This is a genomic window from Thiomicrorhabdus sp., assembly GCF_041583835.1.
In the GTDB taxonomy this organism is placed as follows: Bacteria; Pseudomonadota; Gammaproteobacteria; order Thiomicrospirales; family Thiomicrospiraceae; genus Thiomicrorhabdus.
The window spans coordinates 56,892-77,702 of sequence record NZ_JBFHFC010000006.1; the positions used below are offsets into that span (position 1 = coordinate 56,892).

20 protein-coding genes are annotated in these 20,811 nt (G+C 47.5%); 14 read left to right on the forward strand and 6 right to left on the reverse strand.

What is annotated here, in order from left to right; genetic code table 11:
- Positions 1 to 32: 32 nt before the first annotated feature.
- Genes ABY044_RS04895 through ABY044_RS04905 form a run of 3 tightly spaced genes read right to left on the reverse strand, consistent with a single transcriptional unit; the run spans position 33 to position 3,812 of the window.
- Positions 33 to 233, reverse strand: a complete 201-nt coding sequence (locus tag ABY044_RS04895; protein ID WP_373018755.1) for a Trm112 family protein — start codon at positions 231 to 233, stop codon at positions 33 to 35.
- 22 nt (positions 234 to 255) lie between these two features.
- Complete coding sequence (gene lpxK, locus ABY044_RS04900) at positions 256 to 1,269, reverse strand: tetraacyldisaccharide 4'-kinase (protein WP_373018757.1); 1,014 nt, start codon at positions 1,267 to 1,269, stop codon at positions 256 to 258.
- Complete coding sequence (locus ABY044_RS04905; protein ID WP_373018759.1) at positions 1,266 to 3,812, reverse strand: DNA internalization-related competence protein ComEC/Rec2; 2,547 nt, start codon at positions 3,810 to 3,812, stop codon at positions 1,266 to 1,268. The genes lpxK and ABY044_RS04905 overlap by 4 nt, the downstream gene beginning before the upstream one ends.
- A gap of 52 nt (positions 3,813 to 3,864) precedes the next feature.
- On the opposite strand from ABY044_RS04905, the gene ABY044_RS04910 reads away from it, so the two are divergent.
- Positions 3,865 to 4,359 (forward strand): DUF2062 domain-containing protein, encoded by a 495-nt coding sequence (locus ABY044_RS04910; RefSeq protein WP_373018761.1) that lies wholly within the window; start codon positions 3,865 to 3,867, stop codon positions 4,357 to 4,359.
- A 108-nt stretch (positions 4,360 to 4,467) separates the two neighbouring features.
- Here the strand turns inward: ABY044_RS04910 and ABY044_RS04915 are convergent, their stop codons facing one another.
- Together ABY044_RS04915 and ABY044_RS04920 are read right to left on the reverse strand one after the other, a co-directional pair.
- Positions 4,468 to 6,867: a Lon protease family protein gene (locus ABY044_RS04915; protein ID WP_373018763.1), complete on the reverse strand. Its 2,400-nt coding sequence runs from the start codon at positions 6,865 to 6,867 to the stop codon at positions 4,468 to 4,470.
- Positions 6,868 to 7,012: 145 nt separating this feature from the next.
- Positions 7,013 to 8,230, reverse strand: a complete 1,218-nt coding sequence (locus ABY044_RS04920) for an ammonium transporter (RefSeq protein ID WP_373018765.1) — start codon at positions 8,228 to 8,230, stop codon at positions 7,013 to 7,015.
- 53 nt (positions 8,231 to 8,283) lie between these two features.
- Here ABY044_RS04920 and ABY044_RS04925 point away from each other — a divergent pair, with 53 nt between their 5' ends.
- The 5 genes from ABY044_RS04925 to greB all read left to right on the forward strand — a co-directional run bounded on the left by ABY044_RS04925 (position 8,284) and on the right by greB (position 12,071).
- Positions 8,284 to 9,192, forward strand: coding sequence for a 1-aminocyclopropane-1-carboxylate deaminase/D-cysteine desulfhydrase (locus ABY044_RS04925; protein ID WP_373018767.1), 909 nt, complete (start codon positions 8,284 to 8,286; stop codon positions 9,190 to 9,192).
- 175 nt (positions 9,193 to 9,367) lie between these two features.
- Entirely contained in the window at positions 9,368 to 10,492 is a 1,125-nt protein-coding gene (locus ABY044_RS04930) for an NAD(P)/FAD-dependent oxidoreductase (protein WP_373018769.1), read from the forward strand.
- 33 nt (positions 10,493 to 10,525) lie between these two features.
- The gene (locus tag ABY044_RS04935) at positions 10,526 to 10,912 is read left to right on the forward strand and encodes a DUF6858 family protein (protein ID WP_373018771.1); all 387 of its coding nucleotides are present in this window, start codon (positions 10,526 to 10,528) and stop codon (positions 10,910 to 10,912) included.
- Positions 10,913 to 11,068: 156 nt separating this feature from the next.
- Positions 11,069 to 11,518, forward strand: a complete 450-nt coding sequence (locus ABY044_RS04940) for a hypothetical protein (RefSeq protein ID WP_373018773.1) — start codon at positions 11,069 to 11,071, stop codon at positions 11,516 to 11,518.
- Positions 11,519 to 11,564: 46 nt separating this feature from the next.
- Entirely contained in the window at positions 11,565 to 12,071 is a 507-nt protein-coding gene (gene greB / locus ABY044_RS04945; protein ID WP_373018775.1) for a transcription elongation factor GreB, read from the forward strand.
- Positions 12,072 to 12,165: 94 nt separating this feature from the next.
- Here the strand turns inward: greB and ABY044_RS04950 are convergent, their stop codons facing one another.
- Positions 12,166 to 12,801, reverse strand: a complete 636-nt coding sequence (locus ABY044_RS04950; protein ID WP_373018777.1) for a GDSL-type esterase/lipase family protein — start codon at positions 12,799 to 12,801, stop codon at positions 12,166 to 12,168.
- Between the two features lie 151 nt (positions 12,802 to 12,952).
- Between ABY044_RS04950 and ABY044_RS04955 the strand changes: the two genes are divergently transcribed.
- From ABY044_RS04955 to ABY044_RS04990, 8 genes are all read left to right on the forward strand, one after another.
- Entirely contained in the window at positions 12,953 to 14,230 is a 1,278-nt protein-coding gene (locus tag ABY044_RS04955) for a hypothetical protein (RefSeq protein WP_373018779.1), read from the forward strand.
- A 151-nt stretch (positions 14,231 to 14,381) separates the two neighbouring features.
- Entirely contained in the window at positions 14,382 to 15,143 is a 762-nt protein-coding gene (locus ABY044_RS04960) for an ABC transporter ATP-binding protein (protein WP_373018781.1), read from the forward strand.
- Between the two features lie 3 nt (positions 15,144 to 15,146).
- Positions 15,147 to 17,510 carry an ABC transporter permease gene (locus ABY044_RS04965; RefSeq protein ID WP_373018783.1) on the forward strand — a complete coding sequence of 788 codons (2,364 nt, stop codon included), beginning with the start codon at positions 15,147 to 15,149 and terminating at the stop codon, positions 17,508 to 17,510.
- Between the two features lie 4 nt (positions 17,511 to 17,514).
- Entirely contained in the window at positions 17,515 to 18,720 is a 1,206-nt protein-coding gene (locus tag ABY044_RS04970; protein WP_373018785.1) for an efflux RND transporter periplasmic adaptor subunit, read from the forward strand.
- A gap of 349 nt (positions 18,721 to 19,069) precedes the next feature.
- Positions 19,070 to 19,453: a hypothetical protein gene (locus ABY044_RS04975; RefSeq protein ID WP_373018787.1), complete on the forward strand. Its 384-nt coding sequence runs from the start codon at positions 19,070 to 19,072 to the stop codon at positions 19,451 to 19,453.
- A gap of 106 nt (positions 19,454 to 19,559) precedes the next feature.
- Complete coding sequence (locus ABY044_RS04980; protein WP_373018789.1) at positions 19,560 to 19,949, forward strand: VOC family protein; 390 nt, start codon at positions 19,560 to 19,562, stop codon at positions 19,947 to 19,949.
- Positions 19,950 to 19,970: 21 nt separating this feature from the next.
- Complete coding sequence (locus ABY044_RS04985) at positions 19,971 to 20,231, forward strand: helix-hairpin-helix domain-containing protein (RefSeq protein WP_373018791.1); 261 nt, start codon at positions 19,971 to 19,973, stop codon at positions 20,229 to 20,231.
- A gap of 144 nt (positions 20,232 to 20,375) precedes the next feature.
- Positions 20,376 to 20,777 (forward strand): hypothetical protein, encoded by a 402-nt coding sequence (locus ABY044_RS04990; protein WP_373018793.1) that lies wholly within the window; start codon positions 20,376 to 20,378, stop codon positions 20,775 to 20,777.
- Positions 20,778 to 20,811 lie beyond the last annotated feature (34 nt).

Consider the following 20,811-nt stretch of genomic DNA (forward strand, 5'->3'; position numbering starts at 1 on the left):
TTAATACAAAGTTACTGTAACGGTTTGGGCGATCAGGCCTTTTTAGCACGGAACTGTTCCGCTTCTTCCGCACTGATCTGGCGAGCCTCGTCCTCCAATAAAATCGGAATTCCGTCACGAACCGGATAAGCTAAATTCGCCGCCGTTGAAATCAATTCCTGATTCTTTTTATCGTAAACCAACTTGGTTTTGCTGACTGGGCAAACTAGAATTTCTAACAGTTTAGGATCCATACTTCTCTCAATTTCGCTTATTTTACGGGGCTTGGCGTAACGATTTTACTCTGTCATAAAGCGAATCAAATAAAACTTGATCAGCCTGCGGCGCCACTTCCAAATACCACCAATTCTGTTTTTGCCCGGTTTGGGCGAACTTGCTACATTTTACAGCATCTTTCTCGGTCATAAGCAAAGGTTTTTCATCGCCGTACCCCTCAAAGTCCGAAGCACGATAAGCATGATGATCGGCAAAAGCCTTCCCGTCGACGTGAATCCGTAAACGGCTCAGAGTATCAAAAAACCGCTGGGGGTTACCTATTCCGGCAAGTGCATTCACCGTCTGTCCGGAAAACGCCTCCGCCGGAAGAGTCTCTTCATAATCGCTTAAGCGATGAAAACAGACCGGCTGCAGCTGCATTGCAAAGCTTTTTTGAGGATACTCGATGGTTTTAGGCAAGTCTCCGTTATAAACGATGAAATCCACCTGCTGCAATCTCGATGCCGGTTCTCGCAATGGCCCGGCAGGCAAACAATAACCGTTACCGAATCGACGTTGCGCATCGACCATGACAATCTCGATATCCCGCGCCATTCCGTAATGCTGCAAACCGTCGTCGCTGATAATCACATCCGGCGCATACTTATGCTCTAACAAAGCAATCGCCTCTTTGCGTTTAGGCGATACCGCAACCGGACAACCAAGCTGTTTTGCCAGCATCACCGGTTCGTCGCCGACTTGCTGAGGATCGCTATTGGCACCCACTTCCTGCGGCCAACGTTCGGATTTACCGCCGTAGCCCCTACTGACGATGCCCACTCGCAATCCCTGCTGTTGCAATTTGTTCACCAGCCAAATGATAAAAGGGGTTTTGCCGCTGCCGCCGACCACGATATTTCCGACCACAATCACGACCGCTTTCCCTTTTTTGGGTGGCGGAGATTGAATAAAACGGTTTAAACGCCGACGCGCCTCCCAACACACCAATCGGCTTAGAGGGCTCAGCAAAGTTGTTTTCCAGTTGGTTTGGCTCCAAAACGTAGGCCAGCTCATTGAAACAAAATTCCTTTCTCATTCGCTAAACAGCTGTGATGATACCATTTACTCGACTCTTTTCTGACTTGATATGCTGGTATGGGATTAAATTTTTCAGCACTTTGTCCCATCAGATAACCGATACCGCCGGAACAGGCGGTATTGTACCAAGTTGTGCCGGAGGCAAGTCTTTGCAACGTCGTCTGCGCCGGAAACTGATAACGGTTTCGATAACCGGACGAAAACAGAACAACCTCCGGTTTAACCTGCTGCAGCCAGAGACTTGAGCTTGAGTATCGGCTACCGTGATGCCCCGCCACCAGAATATCGGCTTGCAGCGCTTTTCCGTAATATTCGACTAAGCGCTTCTCCGCCCCGGAACTCAAGTCGCCGCTAATCAAGACCGAAGTCGGTTTCGATCCGTTTTTAACACTGATCTTAAGCACACAAGAACGATCGTTATCCGTTGTCAAAAATGGATCGACTTGATTGTTTCCGGGGGACAATATTTGAAAAACGACATCATCCCAAATCCAGTTTTGCCCCGCTTCACATTCCCTAATCGGAAAGTCGGTATCCGACAGCATTGCCTCCACTTTTTGAGTTTGTCCGCTGACAACCCGTTTAACGGGAATTCGCTTTAATAAACGGTTCAGCCCGCCTGCATGGTCAATGTCGCTATGGCTGACCATCACCAAATCCACTTCCGGCCAATGATGTAAATGCAAAAACGGCAAGATCGCCAATTTCGCACCGTCCATTTTGTCGCCCCACTTTGCTCCCGTATCGTAAACCATGACATGCCGACGGGTCTCGATCACAATAGCCTGCCCCTGGCCGACATCCAATACATGCACCCAAGCCTGGCCGTTTTCAGGCCGATTCATAGACACGTTAGACACTAACCCAAACGCAAATACAAGCAACGTAACGCCAAGATAACCCCGTACACGAATCGACTTAAACAATAAGACGGAAAACAACAGTGCATATAAAACAATCACCTGCCATAAGTCGACCCCTCCCACACTCCAAACGGCATTTTCTTGATTACCGAGCATCTTCAAATAGTGCCATACTGGGTTCCAGATCCGATCAAGCCAAGGAACCAAGTCGGCGGCCAATTCCGGCGAAAACAGACTGATCACGGCCACTAAAAAAACGGCGGGCAAACCGATCAAACTGACAAACGGCACCGCAACTAAATTAGCCAACAGACTGAAACTAGGTAAAAAATGGAACGTCCAGAGTAAATAAGGTGCGAGTCCGAAGGTAAGTGCCAATTGAATCCACACTAACTGCAACCATCGCGGAGAGCGCTTCATGTAGGGGCTTTGCAGAACGGAAAAGATCAGCGCCACGGCCAAAAAGGAAAGCCAAAAACCTAAACTTAGCACGGAACGCGGATCCCATGCCACGACCAGCAAGGCGGCTAAAAACAGCGCCGACCAAGGTTGAAATTCACGCTTGATAAACAGAAACAACAACACGGCCACGACCATTAGATAGGCACGCTGAGTCGGAATGGCGTAACCCGCTAACACCAAATAAACGGTTGCAAACAGCAAAGCGCCGCTAGCGGCAACCGCCAGTAAATTAAAACGTCGTATCCTATGCAACCCCAACCACCAAAGGGCCTTGAAAATCCAATATCCCAATGCGGCGACAATTCCCATATGCAACCCTGAAATCGCCATTAGATGCACCGTACCGGTATTCTGTAGGATCTGCCACTGTCCGTCGCCGATACTGTGTTTATCCCCGTAACTCAACGCTTCGTAAATGCCGCCTAACTCGCTTTTAGAAAAAACGGACTCTAAGCGTTGCGCCAGACGATAGCGCAAATCAAAACCATCGGAATCGGCCAATTTTAGATTGGATGTTTCAGTGTACTTTTTCTGAACGACGTAACCTTTGGCGGCAATACGATTTTGATACAGCCAAGCCTCGTAATCCAAAGCACCCAGATTCATGGAAGCGTGATTCGCTCTGAGTTTGACTATAAAACGCCACTGTTCGCCAGGCTTGGGAATGGTATTTAACGAATCGAATTGCACCTGAGTTAAATACCAACTTAATTGAATCTTCGGCTTTAATAACCGCCAATCCTGCGCGTGTTTCTCATCGGCTTGTCGTAGAAGACTTTCAGAATTGCTTTCAACGTCGGCAATCCTCTGCAACTCAAGTGAAAATTTGATATGAGCTCTACCGCTATCCTCTCTCACAACCGGCAAACCCACCACACATCCCTGAATTTCGACCTCTCTACCGAACCAGGATTCATTGACGTTTACTGCGAAAAAAGTCTGCCAAAATACCCAACAGAAGCCTATAATGAAGCCAAGTAAAACATTGCTCAACCAAGTTAAGTGTTGGCTATTAACCCAAATTGAATGTTTTATTAGTACGTATTTAGACAGGCGAAAATCTCTCCTGCGAAAGACTTCATTGACGGCAAGAAGCACCAAAGCGACAATAGCAGGCCATAAACTCGGTACCTGCGAAGTTTGGTAAAAACTAAATACCGCTAATACAAACGCAATAACAAAACTAATAAACATACCCAAAAAGCTCATTAAACGTTATCTGCCAACCCCTGAAAAAATCAAAAACATGAAGGGGCTGGGTATCTTAGGGAAATGGTTGCATAACCCTAGTATCTGGCATCTGCACCGCCACTCGGTTTCCAAAGCCTTCTTAATCGGCTTGTTCTGGATGGCGATTCCGATGCCTTCGCAAATGATCGCCTCGGCTTTCACCGCAATTTTATTCCGCGCCAATCTGCCGTTAAGCGTCGCTCTCGTCTGGATCAGCAACCCGCTGACCATGCCGCCGATTTTCTATTTCAATTATCTGGTTGGCGCTTACATTCTAGGTCAAGACGCTTCCGAAGATTGGCATTTCGAACTCAGTTGGCACTGGATGGTTCATACGCTTGGCGACCTATGGATGCCGTTGTTCCTAGGCAGTGCGGTGGTAGGACTGGTTTTAGGGGTTATCGGTTATTTCACGGTCAATTTCTTATGGCGCCAACATGTTATTAAAAGTTGGAAGGAGCGCCGCAGCAAAAAATGGCGTAAAAAATTCCGTAACGAAGGTCTTAAATAACCTCGTTCTAATTCCACAAATAAAAAAGGCCAACTTTAAAAATCATTAAAGTTGGCCTCTATCCATTAAACGATTGTTTTCCGAAAACGGAAACGAACTGGTAACGTCTTAGTCGTCATCGTGTTTTTCATTCATCTTTTCAAGTGCGGCAACCACTCGTGCATTAACGCTGCCTTCCGGGAAATCGCCGTTTTCATTCTCGGAACCAACCGCCATATCGGTCAATAAACCAAGGGCGTCGTCGATGTGACTCATGGTATAAACGTGGAACTGCCCCTCTTCAACCGCATTACGAACCTTAGAACTTAACATCAAATGGGCGACATTCGCTTCCGGAACGATAACCCCTTGGGTACCGGTCAAACCGCGCGCCTCGCAGACTTTAAAGAAACCTTCGATCTTTTCGTTGACCCCGCCGATTGGCTGGATTTCGCCGAACTGGTTAATCGAACCGGTGACCGCCAAATCCTGACGCATCGGCACATGGGCAATCGACGAGATCAACGCCAACAATTCCGCCGACGAAGCCGAATCTCCTTCAACACCGTTATAAGATTGCTCCATAACGATCGATGCACTAAAGCCGAGCGAACGCTGTTTCATATAACGTCCGCGCAAGTAACCACTCAAAATCAACATACCTTTGGAGTGAATCGGCCCGGCCATTTCAACTTCGCGCTCGATATCGACCACCCCTTCGTCACCGGCGGAAGCTTGGGCGGTAATACGAACCGGCTGTCCGAACGAGAGTTTACCGACCGTTAATACCGTCAGACCGTTAACCTGCCCGATATGCGATCCTTTTAAAGAGATCAAGACCTGTTGTTCGATGATCGCACGATGGTAGTAATCCTCCATCAAACCAGTATGGAAATCCCTTTGAAGAATAGTCTCTTCGATGGTTTTACGGGTCACCTGCATCTCGCCGTTGGCTCGTGCATAAGCGTTGGCTTCCGCCAGCACGTCTCGAAGAATCGCTTTATTGGTATAAAGACGGTTGGCATCCTCAGCCATACGCGAAGCATACTCAATTAAACATTCGTAAGCGCTGACGTCGATCGGCAGATCTTCCCACAAACCGACTTCGTAAGCCAATTGGCGAGCCAAGGTAATTTCATGTTCCGTTGTACGCTGCAATTCCACTTCGAATTCAACTTGGACTTTAAACAGTCGACTGAATTCCGGATCAATCTCCTGCAAGGCATAAAAATGCGCCGCCTGTCCGACCAATACTAGCGTCAAATTCAGTGGAAAATCCGGTAGATGGTACGGAGCCACATTACGCGACGACGGGATTTCAAAACTGATTTTTTTAGACATCAACGCCGCCTTTAAATGCGACCAGATATCCGGATCTTTCAACACGGATTGAATTCCCAAGATCAGGAAGCCGCCGTCCGCCTGTTGCAACAAACCTGCCTGATGGCTCATTGCCAGACTTAAAGTATCCACTGCCGACGCTGCGGCTGAATTGATGGCATAACCGAATAGCTTCGGCATACTCGCATTCTGTTCGTAGATCACCGGCGCCTGATCCAAGCCACGATGATCGACCAGTAAATTCACCTCGAAAATGGAAAGCCCCTGCTGTTCCGACAGCAGTTCGTCCATGCTGATTTGAGCGCCTCCCGAAGTAACCTGGTCGGCACTCTGATCCCAGAAAAGATGCAGTTTGGCCACCACACTGTTTTGAAGGTCGTCCAGATACTGCTTAATTTCATCGCTTTCACCGAATTCCATTTTCAAAGAATCGATTAAAGGACGAATGTGTTCGTTAGCCACTTCGGTATTTAATTTCTTACCGGCATCCAGATATTCGTGCTGTAAAAACGGAAAATGCGTTAACGCCTGGTTAAGTGCCGTTTCAACCTGATCCATCGCGTTGGCGAAATGATCCTGAACTTTTTCGTCAAAGGTCTTAAGCTCACTCAACTTATAACGCTTGTCGTCAACGACGGCAGACAACACGAAATTATTCTCCGTCTGGATAATTTCGATACTCAAACTTTCCGCCAACTCAAAAGCCGGTTCCAATACTGCCTGCTGCTTGTCGGCCAGTTCGTTTTCCAATTGCTGACTTCTCAATTGATAAGCGTGACCGTCAAATACAATCGGCAACTGCGACTTCAATTGGCTAATCAAGGCTTCCATCGCCTGTTTGAACTCGTGACCGTGCCCGGCGGTAAAATACAAATACTGGGTTTTGTTGCTCTCACTGAAATCGGATACCAGCACCACATCTTTCGGTTCCGGCTTAAGACTGGCCGCCTGATTCAACATGGCTTTGGTCATGCCAATACGTCCGACCCCAGGCTCTCCCATAATGAAAATATGGTTCTGATTGCGTTTTAAATGCAAACCGAAATTCAACGACTGGTATGCCCTTGGATGAAAACGCTTCATAAATTCGATGACATCGCGATCTTCGACTTTGATTTTACTGGGATCGAAGTCCTCAGCATTGATTGAGGTATAGCGGTATAGTTGTTCAGAAGTGAGTTTTTGCATCAATTTAGCCAAGTTTTTATATTTAATTTCAGTATCTTAATCATAAAACGGAATAAAAAAGGGAGTTGCCCGTAACGAAACAACTCCCTCTATCATACCCGACAATGCCGACTTGCAGAAGCAGTGGCATTCAGCTAACTAAGACTTAATAGTCTTCGCGCGGCGGATTTGCATGGATACGGTGAATGCTCAAATCCGCACCGTTGTATTCCTGCTCTTCCGTCAAACGTAATCCGGAAACTTTTTTAATGATTCCGTAAACAACGGTGGCACCAATGACCGCTACAGAAATCCCAATCAGACTACCGATAATCTGGGATTCAATCGCAACGCCGCCTAAGCCGCCCAGCGCAGCCGTACCGAAAATACCGACGGCAATGGCGCCCCACAGGCCGCATAAACCATGCAATGCCCATACACCTAAAACGTCATCGATTTTCAGGTTTTGCTGAGTCCACGTAAAGGCCTTAACGAACAAAGCGCCGGCAATCAAACCGATCGCCAAAGCACCCAATGGGCTAACTACGTCCGAGCCGGCGCAGATGGCAACCAAACCGGCCAAAGGTCCGTTATGAACGAATCCAGGGTCTTTATCGCCGATAAACGTAGCCGCTAAGATACCGCCGACCATCGCCATCAACGAGTTCATCGCCACCAGACCTTGAATGCCTTCGATCGCTTGAGCGGACATGACGTTGAATCCGAACCAGCCGACGGAAAGAATCCACGCCCCTAACGCCAAAAACGGAATGCTGGATGGTGGATGCGCCATCTTGATTTTGCCTTCCTTGTTGTAACGTCCTTGACGGGCTCCCAGCAACAATACGGCAATCAATGCGATCCAACCGCCGACACCGTGAACCACGATCGAACCGGCGAAATCATGAAAACCGGCACCGTAATTTTTTTCCAAAAATTCCTGAATACCGAAGTTGCCGTTCCAAGCAATCCCTTCAAAAAACGGATAAACCAACGCTACGATAAAGAAAGTCGCGGCCAATTGCGGATAAAATTTAGCACGCTCGGCAATCCCGCCCGAAACGATGGCCGGAATCGCTGCGGCAAACGTCATCAAGAAGAAAAACTTCACCAACTCATAACCGGAACGCTCGGTCATTGCCTGAGTCAAGGCACCATCCATATTGAAGCCCAAGAAAACGCCGTAAGCCACACCGTAACCGACAAAGAAGTAAGCCACTGTCGAGATCCCAAGATCACTCATAATCTTGACCAAAGCATTTACCTGATTTTTATGCTGTACGGTTCCGACTTCTAAAAATGCAAAACCGGCATGCATAAATAAGACTAAAATTGCGCCTAATAAGATGAACAAAACATCGATGCTTGTCGTCAACTGTTCCACGGTGTTCTCCAAAAAACTTATAATTATTTTTTCAGGCAGGATTTTACCAAAATATGTGTACGCGTTTCTCTAAAAATCCCACTCAATTGCAGGCTATAAGCGATCCCTTATTCGCAAATAACCGCATAAAGGTGTGGATTAAACGAGAGGATCAGAACCACCCAAAGGTACAGGGAAACAAGTGGCACAAACTCAAACTCAACCTGCTTGAAGCTCAAAGCCAAAACAAAACCGCCCTGCTGACGTTCGGAGGCGCTTACTCCAATCACATCGCCGCCACCGCTTATGCCGCTAACGAAACCGGTTTGCAAAGCATCGGATTTATTCGCGGCGACGAACTCGAAAACAACCGGCAAAACTGGAGCCACACCCTTAAAACCGCCCACGAAAACGGTATGGAGTTGGTTTTTTTAAGTCGTAAAGAATATCGACAAAGAAGCGACGAAGCTTTTCTAAACACACTACAAACACAATACCCTCACGCTTATATTCTCCCTGAAGGCGGGAGCAATGCGTTAGCCGTAGCGGGTTTCGAATCTTTAATGAACGACCTGCAACAACAATGTCCGCAGTGGACGCATCTCTATACTGCAGTCGGAACCGGCGGCACACTGGCCGGATTGGTCAAATACGCACCGCCGGCCGCCAACCGAAAGATACTCGGAGTGGCGGCGCTAAAACAAGCCGACTATTTATTAGCGCAAATACAAGCATGGATCGATGACTCAAATGTCGTCGACTGGGAGCTTCTGACCCAATATCACGACGGCGGCTACGGTAAACTTTCGGATAATTTGCGTCAATTCAAACACCGATTCGAAACCGATTTCCAAGTGCCTCTCGACCCGGTCTATACCATCAAGATGCTTAACGCCTTTTATCGGCAATTACAGCATGGAGAAATCCCTGCAGGTTCCAACGTCATTCTGTTGCATACGGGCGGATTACAAGGCAATCCTTAAAGACGAAAATAATTAAATCGACCGCATTAAACTCCGCTTTCAACCTCATCAATTTATTTTGGTATGATGCATAAAAGATTTGAAATCGCTCCCGCATTAATTTTTTCTATAATGGATTTAATTATTTGATGGATACCCTTCATTAACCGTTTTTAACAGTTGAGAGTCGTCGATTATGAACATTACCATTTTAGGTAGCGGATTTGCCGCTTTAACAGCGATCAAACAGACCCGCAAAGAAGCACCTGACGCAACCATCACCGTCATCGCTCCCAGCGAAGAATTTATCTATCTACCGAGCCTAATCTGGATTCCGTCCGGCATTCGAAAAGGCGACGATTTGCGCATCAATCTGCATAACTTTTTCAATCGTCAAAAAGTCGTCTTTGTTGAAGCCCGTGTTGAAAACGTGATCAGCGGCGGTCGCACGGTGGTCACCGATCAAGGCGAAATTCACAACGACGGACTGATCATCGCAACAGGCGGACGTTTCATTAAAAAGCTTCCGGGTATCGAACACGCTATCACGCCATGTGAGGGCATTCCGGCTGCCGAAAAAATCAAACAACGCCTGGACGGCATGACCGGCGGTACGATTGCAATCGGTTTCGGCGGCAACCCAAAAGAACCATCAGCCATGCGCGGCGGTCCGATGTTTGAATTTCTATTCGGTATCGATAATCTTCTGCGCCAACAGGGGCGTCGCCATAATTTCAAACTGGTGTTCTTCAACCCTGCACCCGAACCCGGAAAGCGTTTAGGGCCGAAAGTACCGGGCAATCTAGTCAAGATGATGGAGAAACAAGGAATCGAAACCCATCTGGGCCACAAAATGGTCGGTTTCGAACAAAACCTAGTCAAAACCGAAGGCGGTGAATTCCATGCCGACTTGATTCTGTTCATGCCCGGCATGACGGGGCCGGCTTGGTTACCGAACAGCGAACTACCGCAATCCGAAGGCGGCATGATTCGCGCCGATATGCAGACCAAAGTCGAAGGTTACGACCGTGTTTTCGTCGCGGGCGACGCAGGAAGCTTCCCTGGCCCGGACTGGCAAGCCAAGCAAGCGCATGCCGCCGACATACAAGCCAAAACCGCGGCTCGCAATTTAGTGAAGGCTCTCAAGGGACAAACCGATTTCGAAGATTTTAAACATGAATTGATTTGTATCGTTGACACCTTGAAGCACGGCATATTGATCAAACGTACCGAAAAAGGCACCACCCTGCTCCCGCCATGTCGATTACTGCATATCGGAAAACGCGTATTCGAATGGCTGTACCTTCGACAATATAGATAACGAAACAAACTCAACCACAGGAAACCATAACCCATGCAAAAGAAAATGTTTCAGGATAAATATCCGATTTTTGAACTTAAGTTCGCAAAAAAAGATAGCAAATTCGATTCAGTTCCTGCCATCTTAGACGAACTTCAGGCGAAGATTGAAGCGCATCCTAAAGCGGTGAATATCGCTCGTTTTGACCATTACTCCCATACTCAAAATATCGACGGTGAAATCAACCCGGCGATTCAGGACGCTCAAAACATTATCTTTTGTTTCGGTTTCCAAATTCCGGGCGCCGATCCGGTTGCGGTTCGCCCTCGCTCTATCGGTGTGACCGACATGGGTGAAGACTTCGTCGTCAATTTCATGGAAGCGCCAAATCCGGTAGCACAAGAAACCATGCAAGAATGGGTAAAATCTTTGCTGAACTAAGCCAAAGAAATTCCTCTATTCGATTATCAAACCCTCACACAATGAGGGTTTTTTAATTTTAAAGCGCCCATCAACCAAAAAATACGCCTTTCTATTTTGTCCTCTAGTACATAAAAGCTATACTCTAACTTCCGAACAATCAAAACAGAGAATATGATGTCCAAATCAAAACGCCTTCTGATTCTTGTTTTCAGCGCCCTGCTGGCGGCATACAGCCAATCGGTTCTCAGCATCGATAAGGCCTCGGCAACACTGGAAGCATTAAGCGGTGAAGCGTTACACGTCAAACTGGTGGAAACCGCAATCCAGTACGACTTTTACAATAAACGATGCCGTGGCGTCTCCGTCTCCGGAGAATCCTACCGGGTTGAACGCCTATTACTTCAAAAGTATGGATTAACGACCAACAACTTCATCAAACAATACATTGATCGAGATACCCGCGGTTACAAAGAGAAACTCAAGCAGGCACTTTATCAACGTCTTTCGCAAATGGGCGGCTGCGAACCGGCTAAAGACAAAGGGTTATTAAAAGAGTTTCAACAGAACTTGCAAACGCTTTACGACAAAGCGGAAACATCGCCCTGGTTCCCTTCCGATCTCTGATTTGCAATACAGCTTCGTTATTTTTAATTTGGTATCCCCCTGAAAAATGAGTACAAACACCCCATCCAGAGTCAACCTTATCACCCGTGAAGGCAGAATCGCCTTAGAAAAAGAATTGGACCATTTGTGGCGAGTGGAACGTCGTCAAGTAACCCAAGCCGTTACCGAAGCGGCCGCACACGGCGACCGATCGGAAAACGCGGAATACAAAGAAGGAAAACGCCGTCTGCGTGAAATCGACCGTAGAATCCGTTTTCTGCGCAAACGCCTTGATGTGGTTCAAGTGATCGAATATTCACCGGTTCAGGACGGCAAAGTATTTTTCGGAGCCTGGGTAGAACTGGAAAATGACGACGGTCTGATCGCCCGTTACCGAATTGTCGGTGCTGACGAATTCGATCCGCAAAAAAATGCCATTAGCGTCAATTCACCGATGGCGCGAGCCTTGATCGGTAAAGTGGTTGACGATGAAGTAACGGTACAAACACCGGAAGGCAAAAAGCTCTGGTACGTGAATGCCATTCAATATCAACCTTTTAGTGAAGATATCTAATTTACATTACACCCTTAAACAAGTTTAATTCCGCGCCTTATTCCAGTAACGCCAACGACAAATGTATAAAGCGATCTTAAAACAGATCGCTTTATCATTCCAAAGCACCCGCCTCTTTCAATTTCTTATAGATCGCTTCGGCCAGTGCTTGATAACCCGCTCGATTAAAATGCACGTAATCGGACTTCATGGTTAAACGCCCCATCAGATCGGCCACGATGTCGTTCTCCAACGGCACTTCGTATTCATCCGACAAGCTTTCATACCAATCGGCCGTGTCCGGAAATACCCCTTTTTCCGGTACCCCGACCAACAACACAGAAACGCCCTGATCTTTTGCTACACGAATCATCTTTCCCAAATTTGCTTCCACGGTTTCCGGAGACACATTTTTAAGTACGTCGTTCCCGCCTTCCAATAAAATCAACAAGGCCGGTTGATGACGCTGCAATTCTTCCTTCAAGCGCGATAAACCTTGCTCGCTCGTCTCGCCGGAAACACCGGAATTGATCACAACGCGCCCACTCAATTTTTCCAATACGGCCGGATAGCTTTGCGCAGGCGAGACACCGACACCGACGGTCAAACTATCACCGAAAGCTAAAATCTTGGCCTCTTCGGCAAGTGGCGGCAATTTGTAATCGCTGCAGGCCGACAACGTCAACGCCAGCAATATAATCCAGCTAAAGCCAATCCTTCTGACCATATGTCGAACAGCTTGTCGAGCCACGCTTTTATCCTCAAGTTATTTAAATTCGGCCGTTAACCGTATGAAACAAATATACATTACAAAAATACAATAAAAAACTCAGCCCAAGGGAAAACCCGAAATTCCGTTGTCATAAACATCGGAAAACAACATAACAAAATGGGACTGCAGTATGAAAATTTTAGACCAGAAACTTCAGCTTTCCGCGCAGCATTACGCCCGTAACGAAAGCCGAGAACAGCGTGTGCACGATACCTATGTAGACGGCATGCTCAATACCCGTACCACCGAAACGTCCTCGTCAAAAAGCGAGAGCCTATCCATTATCGAACTCCGTAATAGACAATCGACGGAAACGGATGGACACGCTCCAAAATCAGAATCGAATCTACACCGGCAAACAAACAATACACACGAACTGATCGACAATAGACACAGCCTTAAAACCGAACAGTTCAGAGCAATGCCGCAACCTCGGCCATTAACCGAGCCGTTCACCGGACAAGCTGCGGCTAGAGGCAGTCAGAAAGTAGATAACCTGCCGGAATTACCTCAAAATTTAATCAGGATGATTGAAGCAATCGAGTCACTGATGGAAAAAATGACCGGTAAATCCTATCATCTTAAAATATTCGGTTATGAATCCAGAGAGGCCACGACGTCCTCTACCCAATCAGAAGGCTCAGAAGGTTCTCCAGAGACATCCGATCGCTTGATGCACTTTCCCACTTTAAATTTTCCGGATATCGGCGGGTTTCAACGTCCTAATAACCAAGCCTCTATGCAGGGAGAACGTTGGCAATTGCAGAGTTCCTACTTTGAACTGGAACAGACCGATTTCCGTGCTCAAGGTAACGTCACGACCGCTAACGGTGAACAAATCGTTTTTGACCTTAACATGCAAATGAGCCGAAGCTTTTCGTCCCAAGTCAGTGCCGAACGCGAAAAAGGCTTTGTCCTCAAAGATCCGTTGACGGTGAATTTCGGCGGTACTCCTGCTACTTTGAGCATGGAAAAAGTCCAGTTCGACATTGATGCCGACGGCCAATTGGATGATATTTCATTCGTACAACCCGGTTCCGGTTTTTTAGCGCTCGATAAAAACCAAGACGGTGTCGTAAATGACGGTACCGAACTATTCGGAACTCAGAGCGGTAATGGCTTTGCCGATCTAAGCGCCTACGACGAAGACGGCAACGGCTGGATCGACGAGAACGACAGCGTATTTTCGAAATTGCAAATCTGGCATAAAGACGCCAACGGATTGGATCAAATGCAAGGATTATTGGAACTCAATATCGGCGCAATCTCACTGCAAAATATCGACACGCCTTTCAGCTATAAGGATCAGAACAATCAACTGCAGGGTCAAGCGGTCAGCAGCGGTGTGTTCCTGTATGAAGACGGCCGTGGTGCCGGCAGTGTCCAACAGATCGATCTGGCGGTTTAATTAAACCCGCCACTCCTTTTTATACGTCTATCAGGCCTGTCCTCAACAGGCCTTCCCGCTTACACCTTCAACACTTTAAAACACTCGATTTCGAGTAACTCAAGATGGAACTCTGAATACTAACTGCTATACTTTGTAGCGGAGGTATTTCATGAGCGAACCGCAACCTAACCAAACTGTCGATGGAAGCAAACACGAAGCTTTGCCCGAGAATGTCGTCTTCCACGTCCACGACGTCACCAAAATCTACCAGATGGGTGAAGTACAGGTAAAAGCCTTACGCGGTATTGACCTGGACCTCTATCGCGGAGAGCTTACGGTCTTGCTCGGTGCTTCCGGAAGCGGAAAATCGACCCTTCTCAATATACTCGGCGGTTTGGATACACCGACCGACGGTCATGTGATTTATGCGGACCATGATCTTACCCGAGCCAGCGAGAACGACTTGACCGATTACCGCCGTTATCATGTCGGTTTCGTATTTCAGTTCTATAACCTAATCCCCAGTCTGACGGCTCGAGAAAACGTCGCCGCGGTTACCGAAATCGCTAAATCGCCGATGACGCCGGAAGAAGCACTCAAATTGGTCGGACTGGGAGAACGCCTGGATCACTTTCCCGCCCAACTTTCCGGCGGTGAACAACAGCGCGTTGCCATCGCCCGCGCAATCGCCAAAAATCCGGACGTATTGCTGTGTGACGAACCGACCGGTGCACTTGATTCAAAAACCGGCATCATGGTGCTGGAGGTTTTGCAACGCGTTAACCAGGAACTTGGCACCTCCACCGTCATCATTACCCACAATGCCGGTATCGCCCAAATGGCCAACCGAGTGATTCATTTAGCCGACGGTCGGATCACTCACATTGAAGTCAATGAAAACCGCCTTAGCCCACATGAATTAAGTTGGTAGAAGATGAACGCAATCGACATCAAACTATGGCGGGAACTCTGGAAAATGCGCATGCAGGCTCTGGCGATTGCCTTGGTTATTGTCAGCGGAGTGGCTATCTTCATCATGTCGCTAAGCACCTATGATTCACTCTATGAAACCCGTGAAAATTATTACAGCGAACACCGCTTCGCCGATGTCTTCGCAAACCTGAAACGTGCTCCGATCTCGTTAGAGAAAACAATTCAAGCCATTCCCGGTGTCGATAAGGTGGAAACCCGAGTAGTCACCTACGTTAATTTAGACATTGCCGGTTATACGGATCCGGTCAATGGACACTTAGTTTCATTACCCGCCAATAGCCGCGGCTTGCTTAATCAAATCGTCTTACGCAGCGGTCGTTTGGTCGAACCTAGACGTGACGACGAAATTATCGTCAGCGAAGAGTTCGCAGATGCCCATCAACTCAAACCCGGCGACAAAATCAGAGCAACCATCAACGGACGCAGTAAAACCCTGACTATTGTCGGCACCGGACTCTCGCCGGAATACATCTACCAAATCGCTCCCGGAGCGATGTTCCCGGATTACAAAAGTTACGGCATCATGTGGATGGCGCGTAAACCCTTGGCCACCGCTTACGATATGGACGGAGCGTTCAACGATGTCTCCTTGACGCTGACCAAAGGGGCAAACGTACAGGATGTGATCGACCAACTCGACCAGATACTTAAACCGTACGGAGGCGTCGGCGCCTACTCCAGAAAAGACCAACTTTCGAACCGGTTTTTAACCGAGGAGCTCAAAAGCCTACAAAATATGGCGACTATGTTTCCAATCATCTTCTTCGGTGTGGCCGCCTTTTTATTAAATGTCGTCGTCAGCCGCCTGATTTCGTTGGAACGAGAGCAGATTGCGGTTCTCAAAGCATTCGGTTACAGCAATTTCGATGTCGGCTTGCACTACAGCAAACTGGTTCTGATGATCGTTGCTCTCGGTATCGTCATGGGCACCGGTTTCGGAATCTGGATGGGGAAAGGATTAAGCGCTCTGTACATGAATATATACAGTTTGCCTTACATGTTTTATATCTTGCATCCCAAGGTCATCGCAACTTCGATTATCGTCAGTGTCGGAGTCGCCGTTGCCGGCACACTGTTTGCCGTTAGAAAAGCGTCCATTTTACCGCCTGCTCAAGGTATGCGTCCGGAACAACCCTCTACTTACAGACCGATGTTCCTTGAACGTCTCGGTATTCAACAATACTTCTCACAACCGTCACGCATGATTTTGCGCCACATTGAACGCCGTCCCTTCAAATCCGTATTGACCACACTTGGAATCAGCATGGCCTGCGGCATCATGATGGTCGGAGGGTTTCAGGAAAGTTCAATCAAAGAAATGGTCGACGTACAATACAACATGAGTCAGAGAGAAGATTTCATGGTCGTCTATTCGGAACCGACTTCGGCCAATTCTTTATACTCTTTAAAAGGTCTTCAGGGGGTCGAATTTGCCGAAGGTTTTCGAAATGTCGCCGCCAGAGTCAAATTCGAGCACCGTTTCTATCGGACGTCGATCAGCGGAGTCGACTCGAATAGCCAACTGGTTCGGTTACTCGACAATAATCTCCGTGAAATCAAACTTCCCGCGGATGGCGCCATCATCACCGACTACCTGGCGGAAACGCTTCATATCCGTCCGGGAGATATGTTGACCATCGAAGTATTGGAAGGAAACCGTCCGACACTTCAAGTGCCTGTTATCGGCACGGCAAAACAATATCTTGGAATGAATGTCTATCTGCAGCGCACCACGCTTAACCGACTGCTCAAAGAAAGCGACTTGATATCCGGAGCCTATATGACGGTAGACGAGAAATACCGTAAACAGGTCTACGCTAAACTTAAGGGAATGCCGAGAATCATCGGAGCACTGGAACAAAAATCGTCGATTGAAGGGTTTTACGAGATGATGGACAACACCATTCTCTTTTTCACCTTCATCACCACCCTTCTGGGCGGCAGCATTGCTTTCGGCGTCGTTTACAATAGTATGCGTATTGCCCTATCCGAACGTAACCGCGAACTCGCCAGTTTAAGAGTGCTCGGGCTGAGGCGTAGCGAGGTCGCTTATATTTTGCTCGGCGAACTGGGCTTGCTGACCTTAATCGCCATACCTTTAGGTTTTGTCATCGGCAACGGTTTGTGCTACTACCTCGCAATGAAGTTTGATAGCGACCTATACCGTATTCCGGTCGTTCTACAACCGGAAACCTATGCCTTTGCGGCCTTGGTGGTCATTGTTTCATCCATTATTTCCGCCATAATGATCTGGCGAAATCTCGCCCACCTTGATATGGTGGCTGTATTGAAAGCTAAGGAGTAAATAAATGCAGATTCCGTTGCGTAATCATCCGGGCATTTTAGTCGTCAGTGCGCTGATTATTGCATTATTGGTTTGGGGCTTCTGGCCTCAACCGGTGCCGATCGAATCAACCCAGGTTAAACGCGGACCTTTAACCGTCACGGTCGAAAAAGAAGGCCGTACCCGAGTGATCGACCGATACGTCATCTCTTCGCCTGTCAACGGCATGACCTGCCGCATGCACCTTAAGGTCGGTGACGAAGTGACCAAAGGAGAGACGCTGTTGGGCATTACGCCGTTGGAATCCCAAGTACTCGACTCACGCAGCCGGGCTCAGGCCGAAGCACAAGTGGCTGCAGCCAGATCGGCCCTGCATGCAGCAAAAGAACAAGCGCTTGCCGCCGATGCCGCTGCACATTTAGCCAACGACAAAGTCAAACGCTACAAGCCATTGATTGAAAAAGGCCTGGTTTCCCAGGAAACATACGATCAGGCCAATACCGAATCCCTGACCGCCAACGCCTCAAAACGTTCGGCCGACTTCAATGTTGAAGTGGCCAACTATGAATTGCAAGCCGCTTTGACGATCCTGGAATATTCGGCAGCCAAGCCAACTGACGAACCGGTTGAGCGGGTTCCGGTCAAATCCCCGATCAACGGTCGCATTCTTAAGGTCGCCCGTAAATGCGAAGGGCCGGTCACCACTGGTGAATCCCTGTTGGAAGTCGGCGATCCGACGGCACTGGAAGTCGAAGTCGACGTCCTTTCCGCCGATGCGGTCAAAATCAAACCCGGCATGACGGTCTTATTCGATCGTTGGGGCGGTGAACAGACACTACAAGGCATCGTACGCAATATCGAACCTGTCGGCTTTACCAAAATTTCAGCTCTGGGTGTGGAAGAGCAACGCGTTTTGGTCATTTCCGACTTTACTTCTCCTCAGGAAGAATGGCGCCGTCTTGGAGACGGATACCGAGTGGAAGCCAAATTCATTCTATGGCACGAAGATGATGTACTTCAGATTCCTTCCAGTGCCCTTTTCCGTTATAAAGGCGGCTGGGCGGTATTTGTGATCGAAGACGACCGGGCAAAACTCAAAACCGTCACTTTAGGTGAACGTAACGGCTTGACCGCACAGGTTTTAAGCGGACTGAAAGAAGGCGAAAAAATTATCAACCACCCAAGCGATGCAGTGGAAGACGGAATTGCCTTAAAAGAACGTCTATCGTAAAACAAACGATTCAAATCCACTTCCCGACTCGGCCTGCTCAATTTCATTTCGAACAGGCCGGTTCCTTCCTGAGCCCTCACAGCCAAGTCCCCCTAAAAAACTTTTTAAAACATAAAGTTATACATACCACAATCCAACAATATTGATTGACCGAGAACCATACTTAAATTAGTATTATTAACAGCCCGTTTGAAAGCCGAACCGCTGTACTTAACCTCTGTACTTAACAGCACGGCTCTCAAATTCGACTGACAGAATTGATAACCAAAGTAAATCCCCCCTTTCCAACAAGCTCCTTTAACAAAAGGCCGTTGGCGTTTGCTACTGTTGAATAATCTGGAGGCTTCAAATGGATATAAGATACGTTTTAACGGCTTTTGCCTACGCCCTGGTCGGTCTTGCACTGGGAATCTATATGGCGGCATCCAAAGATCACGGCCAACTGGTCACCCACGCCCATATCTTGTTACTTGGATTCGTCGTTTCCTTCATTTACGGCTTATGCCATAAACTCTGGCTAAACAACCTGAATACCACGCTAGCCAAAGCCCAGTTCTATTTTCACCAAACAGGAACATTCTTCTTGATGATTGGGCTATTCCTGCTATTTTCCAAAGCGTTACCCGAACCGGTACTAGGCCCAATCCTGGGCATTTCCTCAATACTGGTGTTCATAGGTATGGTGCTAATGGTGGTTCTGTTTGTAGCCACGACTCAAAAGACCGACGTATAACCGTTCCTTTTTCAAACCGGTCTGATCAAATCAAAAATGATCAGGCCTGTCTAAAACAAACAAATCGATATAACATAGAAATCCTTAATAAAAATTTGTTACCGTCATGCAAATCCGCCAACTCGATCATTTAGTACTCACTGTCAAAGATTTAGACAAAACCATCCATTTTTACGAATCCGTTCTTGGAATGGAAAAAGTCATATTCGGTCAAAATCGCATAGCTTTGAGATTCGGCAATCAAAAAATCAATCTTCACCAAGCGGGTAAAGAGTTCGAGCCCAAAGCCGGCAACACAGTCACAGGAAGTGCCGATTTATGTTTTCTTACCGACCAACCTCTTGAACAGGCAATGAATGAAATCAAACGTCACGGTGTGAAAATCATTGAAGGTCCCGTTGACCGAACCGGCGCAAATGGAGCGATTATCTCCTTCTACATCCGAGATCCAGACCAAAACCTGATTGAAATCGCAAATGAAAAACATTCGGTTTAAATAACTAGAAACGGAGCACTCATGAAAAACACTCACGATCCCCTACAAACGGTTCCGGGCATCGGTCCGGCGGTCGCAGCAAAGTTGAATTGGCTGGGCATTATGGAACCTCAAGAGTTGTGCGGTCAGGATCCGCAAGAACTTTATGAGCGCTATCAAGATTTGGTCGGACATCCGGTAGACCGCTGTCTGCTCTATGTATTCCGCTGCGCGGTCTACTATTGCGAAACCGAAAAACCGGATCCCGAATGTCTAAAATGGTGGAACTGGAAAGATAAATAATCATCACAACGACTTTGAAATCCCCATTCGGCTGGTGTATAACGTATTACTTGAACGTAGATGGACATAGGCAACGAAGCCGTTACACTACTCCGACATCCATTCCAACTTTTAATACGAAGCTTCTATTCAAAGACATCAAACATGATACAAAACCTGAATTTTAAATTAGCCGTTAACGGCCTACTATTGATTTTCTCCGGACTGCTGATTTTCCACCTGCTGATTCTGTTGCAAGCCATTCCCTACGATATTGTCTGGGCCGGCAAACATGAAAACCTGGATAAGATGCAACGTTATGAGATCCAAGCCATTATCATCAACTTAATCATTCTGACAACCGTATTGATTAAAGCTGGCGTTTTGCTCAAGTCTTTTCAAAACAGCCGAATCATCACCGTTATTCTTTGGGCTCTGGTCATTGTTTTCTCTATTATCGCACTAGGGAACTTTCTGGCCGAAACGTCACTTGAAACCTTAGTGTTTACCGCTCTCACCCTTCTCAGCGCCGTACTGTTTTATCGCTTGGCGATTGAACGTCCTTAATTCAGACTCTATAAAAAAACCCGGCAACTGCCGG

Coding starts and splice junctions, on each gene's coding strand:
- lpxK (WP_373018757.1), bottom strand. CDS start 1,269: ATGAGCTGGCCTACGTTTTGGAGCCAAACCAACTGGAAAACAACTTTG.
- ABY044_RS04915 (WP_373018763.1), bottom strand. CDS start 6,867: ATGCAAAAACTCACTTCTGAACAACTATACCGCTATACCTCAATCAAT.
- ABY044_RS04930 (WP_373018769.1), top strand. CDS start 9,368: ATGAACATTACCATTTTAGGTAGCGGATTTGCCGCTTTAACAGCGATC.
- ABY044_RS04960 (WP_373018781.1), top strand. CDS start 14,382: ATGAGCGAACCGCAACCTAACCAAACTGTCGATGGAAGCAAACACGAA.
- ABY044_RS04980 (WP_373018789.1), top strand. CDS start 19,560: ATGCAAATCCGCCAACTCGATCATTTAGTACTCACTGTCAAAGATTTA.
- ABY044_RS04905 (WP_373018759.1), bottom strand. CDS start 3,812: ATGTTTATTAGTTTTGTTATTGCGTTTGTATTAGCGGTATTTAGTTTT.
- ABY044_RS04985 (WP_373018791.1), top strand. CDS start 19,971: ATGAAAAACACTCACGATCCCCTACAAACGGTTCCGGGCATCGGTCCG.
- ABY044_RS04935 (WP_373018771.1), top strand. CDS start 10,526: ATGCAAAAGAAAATGTTTCAGGATAAATATCCGATTTTTGAACTTAAG.
- ABY044_RS04970 (WP_373018785.1), top strand. CDS start 17,515: ATGCAGATTCCGTTGCGTAATCATCCGGGCATTTTAGTCGTCAGTGCG.
- ABY044_RS04925 (WP_373018767.1), top strand. CDS start 8,284: ATGTGTACGCGTTTCTCTAAAAATCCCACTCAATTGCAGGCTATAAGC.
- ABY044_RS04910 (WP_373018761.1), top strand. CDS start 3,865: ATGAAGGGGCTGGGTATCTTAGGGAAATGGTTGCATAACCCTAGTATC.
- ABY044_RS04975 (WP_373018787.1), top strand. CDS start 19,070: ATGGATATAAGATACGTTTTAACGGCTTTTGCCTACGCCCTGGTCGGT.
- ABY044_RS04990 (WP_373018793.1), top strand. CDS start 20,376: ATGATACAAAACCTGAATTTTAAATTAGCCGTTAACGGCCTACTATTG.
- ABY044_RS04965 (WP_373018783.1), top strand. CDS start 15,147: ATGAACGCAATCGACATCAAACTATGGCGGGAACTCTGGAAAATGCGC.
- ABY044_RS04895 (WP_373018755.1), bottom strand. CDS start 233: ATGGATCCTAAACTGTTAGAAATTCTAGTTTGCCCAGTCAGCAAAACC.
- ABY044_RS04955 (WP_373018779.1), top strand. CDS start 12,953: ATGAAAATTTTAGACCAGAAACTTCAGCTTTCCGCGCAGCATTACGCC.
- ABY044_RS04940 (WP_373018773.1), top strand. CDS start 11,069: ATGTCCAAATCAAAACGCCTTCTGATTCTTGTTTTCAGCGCCCTGCTG.
- greB (WP_373018775.1), top strand. CDS start 11,565: ATGAGTACAAACACCCCATCCAGAGTCAACCTTATCACCCGTGAAGGC.